This window comes from Alteromonas sp. M12, assembly GCF_037478005.1.
Taxonomy (GTDB): Bacteria; Pseudomonadota; Gammaproteobacteria; order Enterobacterales; family Alteromonadaceae; genus Aliiglaciecola; species Aliiglaciecola lipolytica_A.
Window position 1 is genome coordinate 2568945 of record NZ_CP144164.1, and the last position, 18578, is coordinate 2587522.

Consider the following 18578-nt stretch of genomic DNA (forward strand, 5'->3'; position numbering starts at 1 on the left):
GTCCTCTAATTGAGAGACATTCAAGCATGAACAAACGTTACTCCAAACGCATAGTAAAAGCGCCAACAGGCAGCAATATAACCGCTAAAAGTTGGTTAACTGAAGCACCAATGCGGATGTTAATGAACAACTTAGATCCTGAGGTCGCAGAACATCCTCATGAGTTAGTAGTATATGGCGGCATTGGTCGCGCAGCACGAAACTGGCCGTGTTTTGATAAAATCGTAGAAGTGCTAAAACGGCTTAACGATGACGAAACTCTATTGGTGCAAAGTGGTAAACCTGTAGGCGTGTTTCCGACCCATAAAAATGCCCCTAGAGTACTCATCGCCAACTCAAATTTAGTACCTCACTGGGCGACTTGGGAACATTTCAATGAGTTAGATAAACAAGGTCTAATGATGTACGGGCAAATGACTGCTGGTTCTTGGATTTACATAGGTTCACAAGGCATAGTTCAAGGAACCTATGAAACATTTGTAAGTATCGCCAAGGCACACTTTAATGGACAAGCAGCAGGCAAATGGATTTTAACCGGTGGTTTAGGAGGAATGGGTGGAGCTCAACCTTTAGCGGCGACTATGGCAGGCTTTTCAATGTTAGCGGTAGACGTTGATGAAAGCCGCATAGATTTCCGCTTAAAAACCGGATACCTAGACAAAAAAGCCAAAAATTTGAATCATGGCTTAGCATTACTTCAGCAAGCGAAACAAAATGGTGAAGCCATCTCAATAGGATTATTGGGAAATGCCGCTGACGTATTTAGTGAAATTGCTGAATCAGACAATATTCCCGATGTAGTCACCGATCAAACCAGTGCCCATGATCCTCTAAACGGTTACCTTCCACAGGGCTGGACACTTGATCAAGCTGCTAAAATACGTAAAAAAGATGAAAATAGAGTAGTTCTAGCTGCTAAAAAGTCAATGGCGGTACAAGTCAACGCAATGTTACGCTTACAAGCTAAGGGAGCAGCAACGCTAGATTATGGTAACAATATTCGTCAAATGGCATTTGAAACGGGAGTTGATAATGCATTTGATTTCCCAGGTTTTGTGCCCGCTTATATTCGACCACTATTTTGCCAAGGTATAGGTCCATTTCGGTGGGTCGCACTCTCTGGTGATCCTGAGGATATTTATAAAACTGACACCAAAGTAAAAGAACTGATCAGTGATGATCCTCACCTACATAATTGGTTAGATATGGCCAAACAGCGAATTCAATTTCAAGGTCTGCCCGCTAGAATTTGTTGGGTAGGTTTAGGACAACGACAAAAACTTGGTCTAGCTTTTAATCAAATGGTTCGCTCAGGTGAACTTTCCGCTCCCATTGTAATTGGCCGAGATCATTTGGACTCTGGTTCTGTCGCATCCCCTAACCGTGAAACAGAGAGTATGTTAGACGGTTCAGACGCAGTATCAGATTGGCCCCTATTGAATGCAATGTTAAACACGGCTAGTGGCGCGACTTGGGTAAGTTTGCATCATGGCGGCGGCGTTGGTATGGGATTTAGCCAGCATTCTGGGGTAGTCATAGTCTGTGACGGAACATCCGAGGCAGATGAGCGCATAGCAAGAGTATTGCTTAATGATCCAGCCACAGGAGTCATGCGCCATGCTGATGCCGGTTATGATATTGCAATTCAATGTGCAAAACAAAAAGGCTTAGATTTGCCTATGATAGAAGAGGCTAACCATGGCTAAAATCATCTTAAAACCAGGTCAGGTTAGTCTTGAACAATTAGCTAAGATTCATCGCAAGCATGTTCCATTGGAGTTACATGAGTCTGCCATTGAAGGCATTAATGCCGCTGAAGAAACAGTGTTAAATACCATCGAAAAAGGCAAAACAGTTTACGGTATTAATACTGGATTCGGCTTACTTGCAAACACCAAAATTCCGCAACATGAATTAGAGGCATTACAACGCAGTATTGTCTTATCCCACGCTGCTGGTACAGGTAACTTCATGCCTGATAATACCGTTCGGTTAATGATGTTTCTAAAAATTAACTCATTAGCAAGGGGATTTTCAGGTATTCGATTAAGTGTCATTAATGCCCTTATCACTCTATTTAATGCGCAAGTTTATCCAGCCATTCCAGAAAAAGGATCAGTTGGAGCGTCTGGCGATTTAGCACCATTAGCACATATGAGTGCAGTGCTGCTTGGTGAAGGTGAAGCCTTTTTTCAAGGTCAAAAATACCCAGCTAAAAAGGCATTAAAAATCGCCAAGTTATCGAAGATTGCATTGGCACCAAAAGAAGGGCTTGCGCTGTTAAACGGAACACAAGCGTCAACCGCTTTTGCCCTGCAAGGTTTGTTTTATGCCGAAAACGCATTAAACAGTGCCATTGCAATCGGCAGTTTAAGCGTGGAAGCCGCGTTGGGCTCGAGAGTGCCTTTTGACGAACGTATTCATGTTGTCCGTGGACATCAAGCGCAAACGGATATCGCAGCGGCTTATAGACAACTATTGGCATCTTCCACTATAGGCAATTCCCACCAAGGCTGTAACAAAGTACAAGACCCCTACTCTTTGCGCTGTCAGCCTCAAGTAATGGGTGCCTGTTTAGCGCAAATACGATTTGCCGCGCAAACCCTGCTTGTTGAAGCGAATGGCGTATCAGACAACCCACTGGTGTTTGCAGATAGCGGAGATATTTTATCTGGCGGCAATTTTCATGCTGAAACGGTTGCTATGACCGCTGATATGTTAGCCATTGCATTGTGTGAAATAGGATCTTTGGCAGAACGCAGAATGGCATTACTGATCGACAATAATCTTAGCGGTTTACCCCCATTTTTAGTTGAAAATGGCGGGGTCAATTCCGGCTTTATGATCGCCCAAGTCACCTGTGCAGCGCTAGCTAGCGAAAATAAAACCTATGCTCATCCGGCGTCTATAGATTCACTGCCAACCTCTGCAAATCAAGAAGATCATGTATCCATGGCTACTTTTGCTGCCCGTCGATTAAGAGATATCTATGATAATGTGGCGGGAATATTAGCCATTGAGTGGCTTGCAGCAAGCCAAGGCGTGGACTTTAGAGCGCCTTTGACATCCAGTACTCAACTCGAAAAAGTTAAGCGTTTACTGCGTTCAAAAGTACCTTTTTACGATAAAGATAGATATTTTTCACCTGATATTGAGAATGCAAAAACTCTCATTCGCAGTCACGCACTTTCAGATCTCGTCCAATTAAAACTGCTGTAAAAAGGCAACATTAATTTAGGCACATTGGGATGATATAAGCTTCAACTGCAAAAGTGAGATTACAGACAAAAAAAAGACCAAGTTAAACTTGGTCTCTTATATTCTCACAAATACACTTAGCTACGACGTCTCAACCGCATCATTAAACCTAGTCCACTGAGCAATAAAAAAACGCCTAGAGGTTCATCGACGTTGGTAGTCGGTGGATTATTCACTCCACCGTCGTTGTCAGTATAAATACCAGTTAAGTTACTTAAGAATACGCCACTGTCATAAACGCTGTCTGACGTATCAGCGATAGCAATTTTAATGGTATGCTGAGTTAAACTTTCATCAACCAGACCGATTAGATTTAAGTTCTGACTAAATCCATCATACTCTATATCGAATAATCCTGTTGTATTATCCAAGAAGTTACTCGCATTAGCTCCTTCAACAAACGACACTAAACTTGAATCTGGAAAAAACGCATAGTTGGTTCCATCTACAAATACACCGAACACATCAGTGACTCCCTGATCTGGGAATTCATCACTACCGAATATGAAATCTAGAGATATAGCGTTAAAACCTGCGCCCAACATGAAATCAAATTCTATATAATTGACATCATTGGTTATTGATGATGGCGCACCCGCATCATTCAAAATTGCGGTTAAGTCTGCATCACCTCCGGTTCCTGGAGTGAAAGGGTCAAAACTTGTTTCTGTGTTAAGACTAGGTATGTTCGCTGTACCACTGGTTAATACTGCACCTTCTCCCATACTGACAGTTGAAGAGCCATCAGTAATATTAACACCGGAAAAAATACCAGACTGGGCAGAGTTACTGCTGAAACCATCACCAATTGCCCCTACAAAGGTTTCACTACCTGCAATTACACTTACACCACCACCGGAAACAACCAAAGAACTGGTAATGTCAGAGATAGCGTCATCGCCAGTTTCAATTAAATCCAGTCCTAACAATCCTGCGTTAGCACTAAAAGAGGAGACGAAGAATAGCGAAATGCCAAGGTTTTTTATTTTCATTAGATTAATCCTTATCAAATGTAAACATGTTTTATCTTAAAACCCAATGATACCTCTACTCCTTGAGTTTTGTTCATTTTATGAGCAAGCATAACATAGGCCAAAATATTTATCTTTGTAAAAACAAAAACATAAAAACAAGCAGGTTGCTTAAAGGAGTGGATGTGTAAATTTATTTGACAGAAAATTGTGACAGAAAAAACTGAATAAGAGGTATAAGAAAAAGATTACAAGTTAACAATTTATGCCTGCCTTATTCGGCAGACATAAATATAAATAATGTAACGCTTAGCCCATGCGCTTCAAAGCACAGAGTTTATTTCCTGCTGGATCTTTCAAATAAGCTAAATACATGTCACCTGAAGGAGATTTGCGGATCCCAGGAGGATCTTCACAGTCAGTACCACCATTTGCCAAACCAGCAGCATGCCAAGCATTTCCTTGTTCTGGACTATCTACTGAAAAACCAATAGTACTGCCATTACCATGACTTGCAGGCTCACCATTAATTGGTTTAGTAATTGCGAAAATACCAGTATCAGTTATATAAAAACAGCGACCTTTAGGGTCAATGACACCAGGTTTGCAACCTAACTCAGCGAAAGTAGCATCATAAAACGCTTTCGACTCTTCTATGCTATTTGCACCTAACATAATGTGACTAAACATAACTTTACTCCGTTAAATCATTTTCTGAACGAATAGATTACCGTGAAAAACACCAATAATCTATTCGTAATCTCAGCTTTAATTTGCGCTATACGTTTTTATTTAAACTTAGTCATTGTTAAACGTATTTTATTCGTCTGCTTCAGAATTGACCTTCTTTTTGTCATCCTGTTGTGGTTCAAACTGTTCATTCGCACTAGAGCGAACCGTTAATAACATACTCAGAGCAGACACAATAAATGCTGTGGTTTTTTGTGGTGATAGAGTGTAAAAATAATCCCATGCCTGACTCTTATAATCGGTATAACTATCTACTCTATCGGGATATTTGTCGATATAAGCTAGTTTGACAGCGTGACCGATAGTAGCATCAACAATAATCGGCTCATCGATTTTCAAACTTGAATTTTGTTCAAAAAAGCTTGCCATTGCATTTAATGATTCAATGGTTAATTGGCGATATTCTGCGGCATGAATATTATTCAACAGGTGTTCTGTTATCAGCGCAAAGGCTGTTTCTCCAGGAGTCATATCACTCAATACAATACCGCTATCAATGCGATTCCTGCGGTCCATCTTATTACCAATCACTAGCCCTGGCGTATGGTGTAAAATTTGCCAAATCTGTTGATTGAAAGATGCAGAACGACGGTCAATAATCCCCTGATGTTGTCGCCACACTAACCAGCCATCTTTGGGCGTAGAAAGTTGTTCAAGCCCTAAGTTTTGCTGCCAGTTTAGTTTTTCGGAAATACCTTTAGCATGCAATTTTTCCATTTTTTGCGGTAAATCAGAGAGTGATTGATAATCTTCTAATACCGCTTCCAAGCGTTCCTGAATGACCGACGGTGCCATGGCCATCAAACTTTCGTACGCTTCATCGGTAGCTAACTTCTGTGAACGCGCAATTTGGCTGGTAAGCAATATAATTAGGTGACTGACACGGATCGTCATTAATTCTCTGAATAATTCGGGACGTGCTTTAATTAACAATCCAAGGCATAACAACACTTCTTGGGTTAAAATTTGGTCGCGCACATCATCACGGCAATAATGATGAATTTTTGCTAATAACTCGTCATCAGTTAAAGGCCTAGATATAAGCGATTCGTCGGTATAAGAACGCCCAACTTGAATGTTTTTCTGAGCAACCAGGATTGCGCTTACCACTAAGCCAAGATCACCATCTACTTTTTCTAATAAGCCTGCTGCATGGCGCAAAACAGACCAAAGCCGTAAGCGCCCTGCTTCACTATAAACCTCTTCAAGCGCGTCTGTTAATCGATAACAGGTATCACTGTAGGTAATGGTTGAATCCAACCCTTGAAGTTTTACCAATACCGATAAAATTTCGACTTGTTCAAATAAATTATCTGAGGCGGCCAATCTATCTGCTAGCAATTGCGTATCAGTGATAAAGGAGATTTCAACTTCTTCACTTTGTGTTAAAGGTGCATTGGAGCCGCTAGAGATTAATGTAGTTCTAAATGGCGTAACACTAATGGATATTTCATTTGGTAACGCATAGCCATTCAAATCATCAAAACGCTCAATTGCCGCTGTAGGAGTGAGTTGCGCCATTTTGCCCATTTTCACAGGAATACCGTCTACGTAACCGGAATCAATCTTTTTTATCAGTTCGAAAAAGGAAGTTCTGTCAGCATCTAACATTTGACGAGTTAACATAACGGTCACGGTAGGTCTGCCTGTTTCCGTCCAATTTCGATGCAAATAACTCAACTCACTTTTGAAGCGTCGAACCATAAAATCGATGTCATAGCTTAAAAAGAACGCTTGTTGAATAAAAGATGGGGTTAAGCAAACAAAACGTGATTTGCCTAATACATACACTCGGCTTGTGGTTAAACTTTTGGGGATCCTAAAAGAGCGCCCAGTTAATCCTAACGACTGATTCGCACCGACTTGCGAATACATAGTTGCAATGTCTTCTGGTCGACAAACCTTAACCGGTGAAATATCGCTGATCGTTTCTGTCATTAGTCCACTGCCTGCCAATTCAGATTGCAGTGCTTCGTCTTCAGCCAAAAATACTAGTTGAACAACTGGTTGTTTGACAGGTTTAACATGTCGACGTCCGATCGGATCTAAGTCACCCGGACGTAACAGTCCATCTTCCAACATCGCGCCTAATAAGAATAAACTCTGAGCCCAAACAAGAGGCACGTTCTCGTTTGGCAAACGATCTTGCGAATGTGGAGTTTCTCGCTCTTTATCAATGGATTCTAAAGGCACATAATACAATTCGGGAAGCAGTAGATGACCTTCTTGCTCAACCATCACCGAGTCTAAACGATTTCGATAATGCTCCACTTGCTCTCTGTCATCTCTAAAAATGGCGTCTAAATACAAATAGGCATAAAACAAAGGCCACTCTGACTCAATGTTTTCAAATTGTTTTAGCTCTTGTTCTTCATAGTGAAGACGACCTTCATCTTCTAACACGGTTTGGTGGCCGTCACGTAGGAAACGTTTTAACCCATATCTACCTTCAAGTTTACCAATGATATCGTTCCGTACCTTATCCGAAAGCGTTTGATTTGGAACCGCAAACGCCGGAAAGCCGACAACACTCAACAAAGCTGCATCTATTTCTTTGGTAATGGACTCCCTTGGCAACATAGCACTTAGCGTAATATTGGCTTGAGCGATATTATCCGGTACAACGTGAATAACAGAATTTTGTGAGCCCTTAGCGCCAAATAAATTAAATCCTGATAATGCTTCCAACGCGGCTTTGGCCATGCCTAACGAACTTGCGTTTAGCTCAACATGTCCGCTGTTAGATTTAGCCCCACGCTCCCAAATACCAAAATCTGGTGTGCGATAAGCGCGTTCAATGTAGAACACCAAGTTCTGAATGAAATCAACTTCTTCATCGCTCCAAATTAACTCTAATCCAGATGCGATCATTTGCGTTAGTGTCAGCAAAAATACAGAGGTCGCATCAATTTGCAAATGTCCCCATTCATGGTCTGCCACTACATTGTCGCCGGTCGCGGTATCATATTTTGCATGCAGGGAATCATCTGGACTACGGCTTTTTTTGAAGGCTTCGACTTTAGCTGACTGACTCATCATTGACCGTAACAAACCACGCATTAATTTTACCGTGCGCTGTTGAAGCTCAAATCCACGCCCTCCATCATCATCCAATTGGCGATATGCTAACGCTAGTCCCCAAACCGCTAAAATACTGTAAACATTATCCCTTACCCACGCATCTTGATAATTACCATGATTTGTTATCGCAGTACTAGCCGGCAATAACCCCGATATAGGGTGCTGTTTGTCAATTATGACCGCCTTAATTTGCTGATAATATTTATCTAGGCTGATTCTTAAGTTAATGTCTTGCATAGTCGTTCCTATCACTGTGGAAAAGAGATGCTGAAAATGTGCATCTTGAAAAAGTTAATCACATTATGCTTTTAGTACGATCGATAAATTACCACCGTGATTTCAAAAATGAGTTACGTCTTTAACTACTTGTTTTACTACTTAGGGCCATAACAGTACTTAGCTTAATATAAAGTTAGCGAGCAAGGTTCACGCCAATCATAGCTGCACAAGTTATTTAGCATACAAGTTTCAATTCAATTAAGCGCAAAACTTCAAATAACCTAATTTGCCTACGCTTAAGTTAGTCATTTGCATGCTTAATTCAAACTAAATCGATTAAGTAAAGCATATAATAAGGCTCAGATAAACCGCTATCAATAGTTTAATGCACACATTGTGTGCATTAAACTTATACAACTCATTACATCTTAAGATCTAAAAAGATGGTTTTATCCGTCTTGGGAACCGCTGTGAAAACACCATTTGAAGGTTTCGTTGTACATATGATTTTTAGGCGTTCTGTTTGTACCGCCTAATCCGACTGTCTGTGCCCTCTCCTCCTGCGCTTACACGAAACAGAAAACCTACGACATTATTCGTTTATCGATTCGTACTGCAGTATTACGCGGCACTATAGATTTGCCTCTAGCCTCCAAATGAACACGGGTAAATGCAGCCCCGAATAGCAAGATTAGCGACGAATAATAAACCCAAAGTAAAATTATCACCACTGAACCAGCCGCACCATAGGCAGACGCGGTTGCGGTATAAGCCAGATAAGCTGCAATCCCATAACGGCCTAATGAAAACAATATCGCGGTGACCAGAGCACCCGCCATAACATCTTTCCAACTGAGTTTGACATCTGGCAGTACTTTAAAAATAGTCGCAAACAACAGTGCGATCATCGCCAATGAAACGATAAACTCAGCGCTTCCGAGTAACATTTCAACGAATGGTAGAAACTCAGCGGTGTAATTAAGCACGGCTCGCAAAGCTACACCAAGTAGCAAAGACACAAGCAATACAAAACCGATTGATAGCACCACCATTAATGAAAATAATCGTTTTTTGGCTAGCAAAAACAAACCGTTGCGATCAGGACTCGCGGTTACCCCCCATATTGAATTTAGAGAATACTGCATTTGACCAAATACCGTGGTTGCACCTAACATCAATGCTCCAACCCCCAGTAAAGTTGGTAATATTCCTGAAGCTTCTATTCGAGATTGGCTTACCGCACGTTCAACTACAGCAGCAGCCTCTTTGCCCATGATGTCAGCAAACTGAGCGACTATTTGCCCTTGAGCGGCGTCTTCCCCTAAAACTAGGCCAATCACAGTGACTGCAATAATGACAATAGGCGCTAACGAAAACAGTGTGTAAAAAGCTAGAGCCCCAGCATAACTGAAGGCATTTTCATCCAACCACAGCTTACCTGTATCCCGTAAAATATTTTTCCAATAGTGCACAAAGTGCATCGTAATCCTACTCCATTAATGAGGTCGAACAGATAACAGGTTATTCAGTTATCGTTACGTCTGAAATAAAAGAAAGCAGAGTAAAACACATCCCTGATCTAATCAATTAACAATCGCGGGGCTAAAGCTACCACCTACAAAAACCGTAGCAAGGCTTTCAGGCCATAAACATCAATTAACAATCACGGGGCTAAAGCCACCGCATATAAAAACCGTAGCATGGCCTTTAGGCCATGGGCATCAATTAACAATCACGAGGTTAAAGCAACCGCATACAAAAACCGTAGCATGGCCTTTAGGCCATGGGCATCAATTAACAATCACGAGGTTAAAGCAACCGCATACAAAAACCATAGCATGGCCTTTAGGCCATGGACATCAATTAACAATCGCGGGGCTAAAGCCACCACCGACAAAACCAACTGATATGGCTAACTGTTGAACTGGAAATTTTAATACACAGCGACTGTTAAAGTCCGCGCATATTGAAGTATGAAATAAATGAAGAAGTATTGCTGAATTCTCTAAAAAGAGAATGGTGCCCGGGGCCGGACTTGAACCGGCACGATCTTACGATCGAGGGATTTTAAATCCCTTGTGTCTACCAATTTCACCACCCGGGCATCGGATGAACTCACATAACCTGTGAGAGGGTTTTCCAAGCCTCATACTAAATGAGGAGGCGTTATGGAGGCGGAACCCGGAGTCGAACCGAGATCCACGGATTTGCAATCCGCTGCATAGCCATTCTGCCATTCCGCCAATTTGGAGCGGGAAACGAGACTCGAACTCGCGACCCCGACCTTGGCAAGGTCGTGCTCTACCAACTGAGCTATTCCCGCATTTAACTGCTTCTAAATCTTTTCAGTTAATTACATTTGGCTCTCGCTAAATGATGGCGTGCATTTTACATTCAAAGAGATAACTGTCAACAACAAAAATGATGATTTTGTACTGTTTGCACGAAAAATGACTTAAACGCATCAATTTCGAGCAAACCGTGTTTATTTTAAACTAGATTGCTCATTACTGGTTAAGCTTTTCCAAGCTGCGACTGTATAAGAAACCATCGACCAAGCCGACAACACCGCAGAAATATATAATAATACGTAACCCAGTTTCACCCAATAGATGGGAAATCCCATGAAATAATCCATTTCAGACAATAAACCGATCAACGCAAGCATTTGCGCCATGGTTTTTGCTTTACCTATAAATGAAACCGCAACGATGTCACTTTTACCATGTTGCCCCATCCATTCGCGCAGCGCTGAAATATACACTTCCCTCGACATTAACAAAATCGCAGGAATAGTGATCCACACAGTATTATAACTATGGGTAATCATTAACAATGCGGCAGCTACAATCAGTTTATCTGCCACTGGGTCTAAAAATGCCCCAAATGCAGAAGACTGCTTTAATTTCCGTGCTAAGTAACCATCAAACCAATCAGTTAACGCTGCAAACCAGAATATAAATGCTCCAGCTTGTCTGGCCCACTCCCAATCGAGATAGTACACCACCACAAATACAGGGATGAGTACGACTCTTAACATGGTAATAATATTTGGAATTGTCCACATACTTCTATCTAACCTTTGCTTAATTTTCCAGTATTTGAGTCTTGGTTAAGAATGCAGATGCTCATAAATAATATCAGCAAGCTCTTCACTAATTCCAGGCACTCGGGATATTTCGTCTCGGCTAGCTTGCAAGACGCCGTGGATTCCCCCCATGTACTTTAATAAACTTTGTCGCCGCTTAGCACCCACTCCGGGAACTGACTCTAATACGGAGGTGCGCTTAGCTTTTTGACGCTGTTGTCGGTGACCGGTGATAGCAAAACGATGGGATTCATCTCGAATATGTTGAATCAAATGTAGTGCTGGGGAATCGGCGGACAAGGGTATAGTATCATGATTCCCAGCAAGAATAAGCGTCTCTAACCCAGGTTTTCGACTCGTTCCTTTAGCCACACCAATTAACAATGGTTTTTTAGGGGCTTTCCAATTTTCAAAATGCGCTTCTGCTTGGGCTAATTGGCCTTTACCACCATCAATAAAAACGATATCTGGAATTTTAGATTCGTCAGTAGGTTGTTTATAGCGTCGGCTCAATGCCTGCGCCATAGCAGCGTAGTCATCCCCAGGGGTGATACCTTCAATATTATAGCGACGATAATCTGTTTTAAATGGTCCGTCACGATTAAACACTACACAAGAGGCAACAGTTTGCTGGCCAGATGTATGGCTGATATCGAAACATTCCATTCGTTGAATCGGTTGCTCGAACTCCAATACCTTTTCCAACTCCAAATAACGAGCAAACACAGATTTTTGTTGATTCTGTTTAGCTTCTAATGCGTTCTCAGCGTTGGTGATGGCCAGTTGTAAATAACGTTTTTTCTCGTCTCTGGCACCTTTGTAAAATTTAACCTTGTATCCAGCTTCAGCACTTAACAGTTTTGTAATCGCGTCTTCATCTTCTAACCCCATTGGCATAACAATTTGTTTGGGGATGGTTTTGTTGCCAGCTAAATAGAACTGTAAAACGAAAGATTGTAAGATTTCCATTTCTGTCGTTTGGCTAGGTACTTTTGGAAAAAAGCTTTTACTACCTAACAACTTATTGTCACGGATAAATAAGCCTTGAATACTGGCTATTCCGTTACGATAAACAAAACCTAACACATCCATCTCTTGTTCGTTGCCACTCACCCACTGTTGCTCTTGAACTTTATTCAAGGCACTAATTTGATCGCGATAGCGGCCGGCAGATTCAAAACGCAACTCTTTACTGGCTTGCTCCATTTTATTCACCAGACTTTCAATAACTTGCTGATTTTTGCCTTTCAAAAACATAGTCGCAAGATTAATTTGTTCAGTGTACTCCTCGTCCGTCACCAAACCTTCCACACAAGGACCTGCACAACGTTTTAATTGATACTGCAAACAAGGACGGCTTCTCGCTCGATAATAGCTGTCTTCACACTGCCTAATCGGAAAAAGCTTTTGCATAGTCCTAAGACTTTCTCGGACTGCCCAAGCACTTGGGTATGGTCCAAAATAAGAGCCTTTTAACTTTTTTGATCCGCGATGCAATGCTAAACGAGGATGTCTATGTTCGGAGAGGAAAATAAAGGGGTAAGACTTATCATCACGTAAAACAACGTTGTATCGAGGTTTATATTTCTTGATGAAGTTATTTTCAAGAATGAATGCTTCCGTTTCACTGTGTACAACAGTCACATCCATGTCTGCAATTTGCCTGACCAACGACTGTGTTTTGATACTGTCGACGTTGGTTCTAAAATAACTCGATACACGCTTTTTTAAATTTTTCGCTTTACCAACATAAATAACGTCGTTTTTATCATTATACATCCGGTAGACACCGGGTTTTGAAGTGAGATTTTTTAGAAAGCCTTTGTGATCAAAAGGAACTGCTTTATCCATCATGCCAATTTTTTATAGTTGATTACTATCGATTAAATTATGACGCAGGGCTAAATGGGTTAATTCCACATCTGACCCAACTTTCAATTTTTCAAACATTCGATAGCGGTAAGTATTAACCGTTTTGGCACTAATATTTAATTTGTTTGCAATATCTGGCACTCGGCTCCCTTTGGTAAGCATAATAGTAATCTCCAGTTCCCTACGAGATAACTGATCAAAAGGGTTAGTATCATTAAGGTTTAATTGACCTATGGCAATTTGCTGGGCAATTTCAGGCGCGATATAACGTTGACCAGAAGAAACTTTACGGATAGCAATGACCATTTCCTGCGGTTCAGTACCTTTAGTGATGTAGCCGTATGCGCCTAATTGCATCACTCTTGCAGGAATCGGGTTTTCGGTATGCACAGAAACCACTATTACTTTTGAATCTTGGGCATAATGAATAATTTGCTTCGTTGCTTCTAACCCGCCAATACCTGGCATATTCATGTCCATAAGCACAATATCAGGTGGAGAGTTGCGGCAAAATTTAATCGCTTCCTCACCATTATTGACTTCACCAACAACTTTAAAATCAGCAACATCTTCAAGAATGCGACGGATACCGGTTCTCACCAATTCGTGGTCATCTACTAAAAGTAGTTTTATCAAAGCTTACCCCAAAATCAATCTACAGCACTATATTCATCAGACTTTGTAATTAATATTTGTCTTCTTAGATACATAGTTCGACAAATATTAATTACAAACTTCTAGCTAAATCCTAAAATCCCTTTGAGGAAACATATAAAGAGCAATTATAGCGGGATTAAAAATAACCTGTATAGGGTTAATTTGAAACTTAAAAACGAAAATAAGTAGGAGATATGTTTTTGCTCGCTGTAGGCGGTGGCTTTAGCCCCGCGATTAGCAATTTAACACCCATGGCCTAAAGGTCATGCTACGGTTCGTTGTAGGCGGTGGCTTTAGCCCCGCGATTGCCAATTTAACACCCATGGCCTAAAGGCCATGCTACGGTGTGTTGTAGGCGGTGGCTTTAGCCTCGCGATTAGCAATTTAACATCCATGGCCTAAAGGCCATGCTACGGTTCGTTGTAGGCGGTGGCTTTAATCCCGCGATTAGCAATTTAACATCCATGGCCTAAAGGCCATGCTACGGTGTGTTGTAGGCGGTGGCTTTAGCCCCGCGATTAGCAATTTAACACCCATGGCCTAAAGGCCATGCTACGGTTTGTTGTAGGCGGTGGCTTTAGCCCCGCGATTGCCAATTTAACATCCATGGCCTAAAGGCCATGCTACGGTGTGTTGCAGGCGGTGGCTTTAATCCGGCGATTAGCAATTTAACATCCATGGCCTAAAGGCCATGCTACGGTTCGCTGTAGGCGGTGGCTTTAATCCCGCATTTCATTTCTGCGAGGACAAAAAAGCAAAAACCCGCAACAAGTGCGGGTTTTTTAATGTGGCGGATAGCGAGGGATTCGAACCCCCGGTACGTTTGACCGTACGTCTGATTTCAAGTCAGGTGCATTAAACCGAGCTCTGCCAGCTATCCGAATTTTGTACTTCTTTAGCGAATTGAACTATTTGCTTTAGAGCTAAATTGTTCTGCGCTTCCGAAGTGGGGCGAATATTAATGACCTTTTTGCAGCTTGTAAAGAGGATAACGCAAATTTTTATTCAAACGCTCTTTCTTTGTCCGATTTGTTCGCTATTTCGACAATATATGGCTTGTTACAAAGAGTTGATACGATAATACTTGAAAAAGTGAACCAAACACCATACAAATAGACTAATTAAACAATACTATAGCAATTTGCTAAGTCACTCACTTTTATATGCCTATTGGAGGTTTTTTATGGATCAAGATCGTTATGCTCATGTAGACAGGGTTGGTTCTCGCCCATCAGTATTGGAAACCAATAAGGTTCTCCGCAATACTTACATGTTGTTAGCAATGACATTAGCGTTTAGTGCAGTTTGTGCAGGCGCAGCAATGGCCATGGGGCTTGGCCAAGGCGCAGCAATGATTATGAGTCTGGCAGCTTTGGTAATGATATTTTTCTTAAATAAAGTTGAAAACAGCTCAAGTGGAATTTTGTTTGTTTTTGCTTTTACTGGTTTATTAGGTGGCTCTTTAGGGCCAATGCTTAACTATTATTTAGCATTCCCTGGTGGCCCTGCACTAATAATGCAAGCTTTAGGTACTACTGCGTTAGTATTTTTTGGTTTATCAGCTTATGTATTAACTACCAAGAAAGATTTTTCCTTTATGGGTGGTTTTTTGATGGTAGGTTTAATCGTTGCTGTAGTAGCGAGTCTTGCTAACCTTTTCTTAGGTATACCAGTACTAAGTTTAGCCATTAGCGCAGCCATTGTGTTCATCATGTCTGGACTAATTTTATTTGATACAAGTAGAATTGTTAATGGTGGTGAAACGAATTACATTCGCGCGACTGTTTCAATGTACTTAAACATCTATAACTTATTCACGTCAATTTTGCACTTACTAGGTGCTTTTGGCGGCGACGATTAATATTTTTTGATATGCTAAAACACCTCAGCTTTGCTGGGGTGTTTTTTTATGTGGCAACTAATGTCACCGTTAATATGGGATCATTTATTTGGCTAGCTTCTGCATAATAGTTACTTCTTCCCCACTTGAATCTCAGGACTGCTACAGTGCCTATCGTTTTGTTCAAGCCGCGATCGAAGATGGACATAGTATCTCTGGCGTTTTCTTTTACCAATCAGGTGTAGAGCTTGCCAATTCATTTCAAACAATGCTTTCTGATGAATTAGCAATTTACCCTAAATGGTGTGAATTAGCAGATAAACACGCTATTCCTTTGCAAGTGTGTGTAACAGCAGCCAATCGACGGGGAATTTTAAGTGAACAAGACGCGCTACAAAATGACACACCTGCTCTATTCAATCTTAATCCTCCTTTTCAATCCGTGGGTATTGGCGAGCTAGTTAGCATGCTGAATGAAAGTGACAGGAGTATTCAATTTTGAAGTCTCTGGCAATCATTAATCAAACCGGACCAATGAACAACAATGCTGGACAAGAGTCGGTGGATTTAGTTTTAGCATCAGCAAGTTTTGGCCAATTCGTCAGCGTATTCTTTATTGATGATGGCGTGTTTCAGTTACTTACAAATCAAAATCCAGGAGAGTTAGAGCATAAGCATTTTGCAAAAAGCTTCGGTGCTTTTGAGTTTTATGATGTTGAAAATATTTTTGTGTGTAAAGAAAGTTTAGAAAAACGGGGGCTTGATAAAGCTCAGTTAAATGTAAGTTGTCAGCTATTAACGCCTTCAGAGTTAAATGCCCAGCTTCAAAAATCCGATAACATAATTACTTTGTCATGATCCTACATAAATTTTCAGTAAGTCCATTTTCCAATACTAATCTAGAAAATGCGCTGTCACGTATCGATGCTAATGACGGCATATTATTGATGCAAGACGCAGTCTATGCATTAAATTCAGCTCCTATCTGTGAGCAACTATCGCAGCGCACAAAAAATCTGTATGCCCTTGAGCCTGACTGCATAGCTAGAGGTATCCAGTGTAACGAATTTCCAATTCTCATGATTGACTATAATGGTTTTGTCGCCTTAACACTTGATTACGATAACTTAATATCTTGGTAGTAGAATAAATGGAACATTACATCGAGTTTAACAATAAAAAAATTGCCACTGATAAAATGGGGTACCTATTATCTGTAGATGATTGGGAGCCTGAATTAGCCGAAGTCATTGCAGCTAAAGAGAATATCGAATTAGACGAAAATCGCTGGCAAGTAGTGACATTTGTGCGGAACTTTTATTTGGAATTTAACACCAGCCCTGCCATTCGCGCATTAGTAAAAGCCATGGCCAACGAATATGGTCCTGAAAAAGGCAATAGTCGCTACTTACAGCGTTTATTTCCTAAAGGTCCCGCTAAACAAGCTACCAAGATTGCTGGGCTGCCAAAACCAGCAAAGTGTTTGTAATCAAATTGGCTAAAAAGAGAATGCAGCATGAATCATACTGCATTCTGAACTATTAGCTAACGGTGATTACTTCAACGCCATTCATATAAGGAATTAACACTTTAGGAATGGTCACTGAGCCATCTTGCTGCTGATAATTCTCTAGAATCGCTACCAGCGTTCGTCCTACGGCTAAACCAGAACCATTTAGGGTATGCAATAACTCTGGCTTATTAGTTTCAGGATTACGATATCTGGCCTGCATTCTACGCGCTTGGAAATCCAACATATTAGAACACGAAGAAATTTCACGATAGGTATTCTGTGCTGGTAACCACACTTCTAAATCATAGGTTTTACAAGAACCGAATCCCATATCGCCAGTACACAGCAACATTTTACGATAAGGCAACTCTAGCAATTGCAGCACTTTCTCAGCGTGACCTGTCAACTCTTCCAACGCATCAAATGAATCTTCCGCCTTGACTAACTGCACCATTTCAACTTTATCGAATTGATGATTTCGAATTAACCCTTTGGTATCTCTACCATATGAACCCGCTTCACTTCGAAAACACGGAGTATGCGCTGTTAACTTTATAGGTAATTCATTGGCACTGAAGATTTCATCGCGAGCGGTGTTCGTTAAAGGCACCTCTGCGGTAGGAATTAGGGACAAGCCCTGCCCCTCTTCAGTGGCCGGCATAGTATGAAATGCATCTTCTTTAAACTTAGGAAATTGTCCGGTGCCGAACATACTTGCTTCGTTAACTAAGTATGGTACATACATTTCAGTATAACCATGCTCAGTAGTGTGCAAATCTAACATAAACTGAGTTAACGCTCGGTTTAAGCGAGCTATTTGTCCACGCATCACAACAAAACGCGAACCAGAAAGTTTCACCCCAGTTTCAAAGTCTAAGCCTTTAGCCAGTTTTTCCGCCACATCTACGTGATCATTCACCTCAAAATCGAACTCTCGTGGTGTTCCCCAACGACTGACTTCCACATTTTGGTCTTCATTGCTTCCGACAGGAACGGATTCATCAGGCAGGTTTGGAATCCCTTGAGACCAAGCGGCAATTTCTTCTAGCAATTCAGCTAACTCAGATTTTGCAGCATCAAGATCGTCGCCTAATTTTCCCACTTCAGCTAACAGCGGAGCGATATCTTGACCAGATGCTTTCGCTTTACCAATAGATTTGGAACGAACGTTACGCTCGTTTTGCAATTCTTGGGTATGCATTTGCAACGCTTTTCGACGTTCTTCCAATGCATTAAATGCTTCTACATCAAGGGTGAAACCGCGACTTTTTAATTTTTCGGCGGTTGCGTTTATATCGTTACGTAAGTATTTTGGATCTAACATTTGTT

Annotated in this window: 15 protein-coding genes and 4 tRNA genes; 7 read left to right on the top strand and 12 right to left on the bottom strand. The window is 41.2% G+C overall.

Annotation, left to right across the window (positions count from 1 at the left end; translation table 11 throughout):
• The first annotated feature begins 26 nt into the window (after window positions 1-26).
• Entirely contained in the window at window positions 27-1706 is a 1680-nt protein-coding gene (gene hutU / locus VUI23_RS10975; RefSeq protein WP_342804399.1) for a urocanate hydratase, read from the top strand.
• A complete protein-coding gene (gene hutH, locus VUI23_RS10980) occupies window positions 1699-3219 on the top strand; it encodes a histidine ammonia-lyase (RefSeq protein ID WP_342804400.1) in 1521 nt (506 codons plus the stop codon). Before hutU ends, hutH begins: the two co-directional genes overlap by 8 nt.
• Before the next feature lie 116 nt (window positions 3220-3335).
• On the opposite strand, the gene VUI23_RS10985 is transcribed toward hutH, so the two are convergent.
• From VUI23_RS10985 to VUI23_RS11035, 11 genes are all read right to left on the bottom strand, one after another.
• Window positions 3336-4250 (bottom strand): choice-of-anchor L domain-containing protein, encoded by a 915-nt coding sequence (locus tag VUI23_RS10985; protein WP_342804401.1) that lies wholly within the window; start codon window positions 4248-4250, stop codon window positions 3336-3338.
• A gap of 288 nt (window positions 4251-4538) precedes the next feature.
• Window positions 4539-4919 carry a VOC family protein gene (locus VUI23_RS10990; RefSeq protein WP_216046672.1) on the bottom strand — a complete coding sequence of 127 codons (381 nt, stop codon included), beginning with the start codon at window positions 4917-4919 and terminating at the stop codon, window positions 4539-4541.
• Between the two features lie 129 nt (window positions 4920-5048).
• On the bottom strand, window positions 5049-8297 hold the full coding sequence (locus VUI23_RS10995; protein ID WP_342804402.1) for a glycoside hydrolase family 15 protein: 3249 nt from the start codon (window positions 8295-8297) through the stop codon (window positions 5049-5051).
• A 566-nt stretch (window positions 8298-8863) separates the two neighbouring features.
• Window positions 8864-9760: a YihY/virulence factor BrkB family protein gene (locus tag VUI23_RS11000; RefSeq protein ID WP_216046674.1), complete on the bottom strand. Its 897-nt coding sequence runs from the start codon at window positions 9758-9760 to the stop codon at window positions 8864-8866.
• A gap of 536 nt (window positions 9761-10296) precedes the next feature.
• Window positions 10297-10383, bottom strand: a tRNA-Leu gene (locus VUI23_RS11005).
• Between the two features lie 65 nt (window positions 10384-10448).
• A tRNA-Cys gene (locus tag VUI23_RS11010) sits at window positions 10449-10522 on the bottom strand.
• Between the two features lie 4 nt (window positions 10523-10526).
• Window positions 10527-10602 (bottom strand) — tRNA-Gly (locus VUI23_RS11015).
• A gap of 162 nt (window positions 10603-10764) precedes the next feature.
• A complete protein-coding gene (gene pgsA / locus VUI23_RS11020; RefSeq protein WP_342804403.1) occupies window positions 10765-11346 on the bottom strand; it encodes a CDP-diacylglycerol--glycerol-3-phosphate 3-phosphatidyltransferase in 582 nt (193 codons plus the stop codon).
• 45 nt (window positions 11347-11391) lie between these two features.
• Entirely contained in the window at window positions 11392-13218 is a 1827-nt protein-coding gene (uvrC, locus tag VUI23_RS11025) for an excinuclease ABC subunit UvrC (protein ID WP_216046761.1), read from the bottom strand.
• 12 nt (window positions 13219-13230) lie between these two features.
• Window positions 13231-13875 carry a UvrY/SirA/GacA family response regulator transcription factor gene (gene uvrY / locus VUI23_RS11030; RefSeq protein WP_216046676.1) on the bottom strand — a complete coding sequence of 215 codons (645 nt, stop codon included), beginning with the start codon at window positions 13873-13875 and terminating at the stop codon, window positions 13231-13233.
• 809 nt (window positions 13876-14684) lie between these two features.
• A tRNA-Ser gene (locus VUI23_RS11035) sits at window positions 14685-14776 on the bottom strand.
• Window positions 14777-15079: 303 nt separating this feature from the next.
• On the opposite strand from VUI23_RS11035, the gene VUI23_RS11040 reads away from it, so the two are divergent.
• The 5 genes from VUI23_RS11040 to VUI23_RS11060 all read left to right on the top strand — a co-directional run bounded on the left by VUI23_RS11040 (window position 15080) and on the right by VUI23_RS11060 (window position 17225).
• Window positions 15080-15757: a Bax inhibitor-1/YccA family protein gene (locus VUI23_RS11040; protein ID WP_342804404.1), complete on the top strand. Its 678-nt coding sequence runs from the start codon at window positions 15080-15082 to the stop codon at window positions 15755-15757.
• Window positions 15758-15845: 88 nt separating this feature from the next.
• Complete coding sequence (gene tusD / locus VUI23_RS11045; RefSeq protein ID WP_342804405.1) at window positions 15846-16238, top strand: sulfurtransferase complex subunit TusD; 393 nt, start codon at window positions 15846-15848, stop codon at window positions 16236-16238.
• Window positions 16235-16594 carry a sulfurtransferase complex subunit TusC gene (gene tusC / locus VUI23_RS11050; protein ID WP_216046679.1) on the top strand — a complete coding sequence of 120 codons (360 nt, stop codon included), beginning with the start codon at window positions 16235-16237 and terminating at the stop codon, window positions 16592-16594. The genes tusD and tusC overlap by 4 nt, the downstream gene beginning before the upstream one ends.
• Window positions 16591-16878, top strand: a complete 288-nt coding sequence (tusB, locus tag VUI23_RS11055; protein WP_216046680.1) for a sulfurtransferase complex subunit TusB — start codon at window positions 16591-16593, stop codon at window positions 16876-16878. The genes tusC and tusB overlap by 4 nt, the downstream gene beginning before the upstream one ends.
• 8 nt (window positions 16879-16886) lie before the next feature.
• Window positions 16887-17225 (top strand): TusE/DsrC/DsvC family sulfur relay protein, encoded by a 339-nt coding sequence (locus VUI23_RS11060; protein WP_216046681.1) that lies wholly within the window; start codon window positions 16887-16889, stop codon window positions 17223-17225.
• Between the two features lie 52 nt (window positions 17226-17277).
• Here the strand turns inward: VUI23_RS11060 and serS are convergent, their stop codons facing one another.
• Complete coding sequence (gene serS, locus VUI23_RS11065) at window positions 17278-18573, bottom strand: serine--tRNA ligase (protein ID WP_216046682.1); 1296 nt, start codon at window positions 18571-18573, stop codon at window positions 17278-17280.
• Between the last annotated feature and the right edge of the window lie 5 nt (window positions 18574-18578).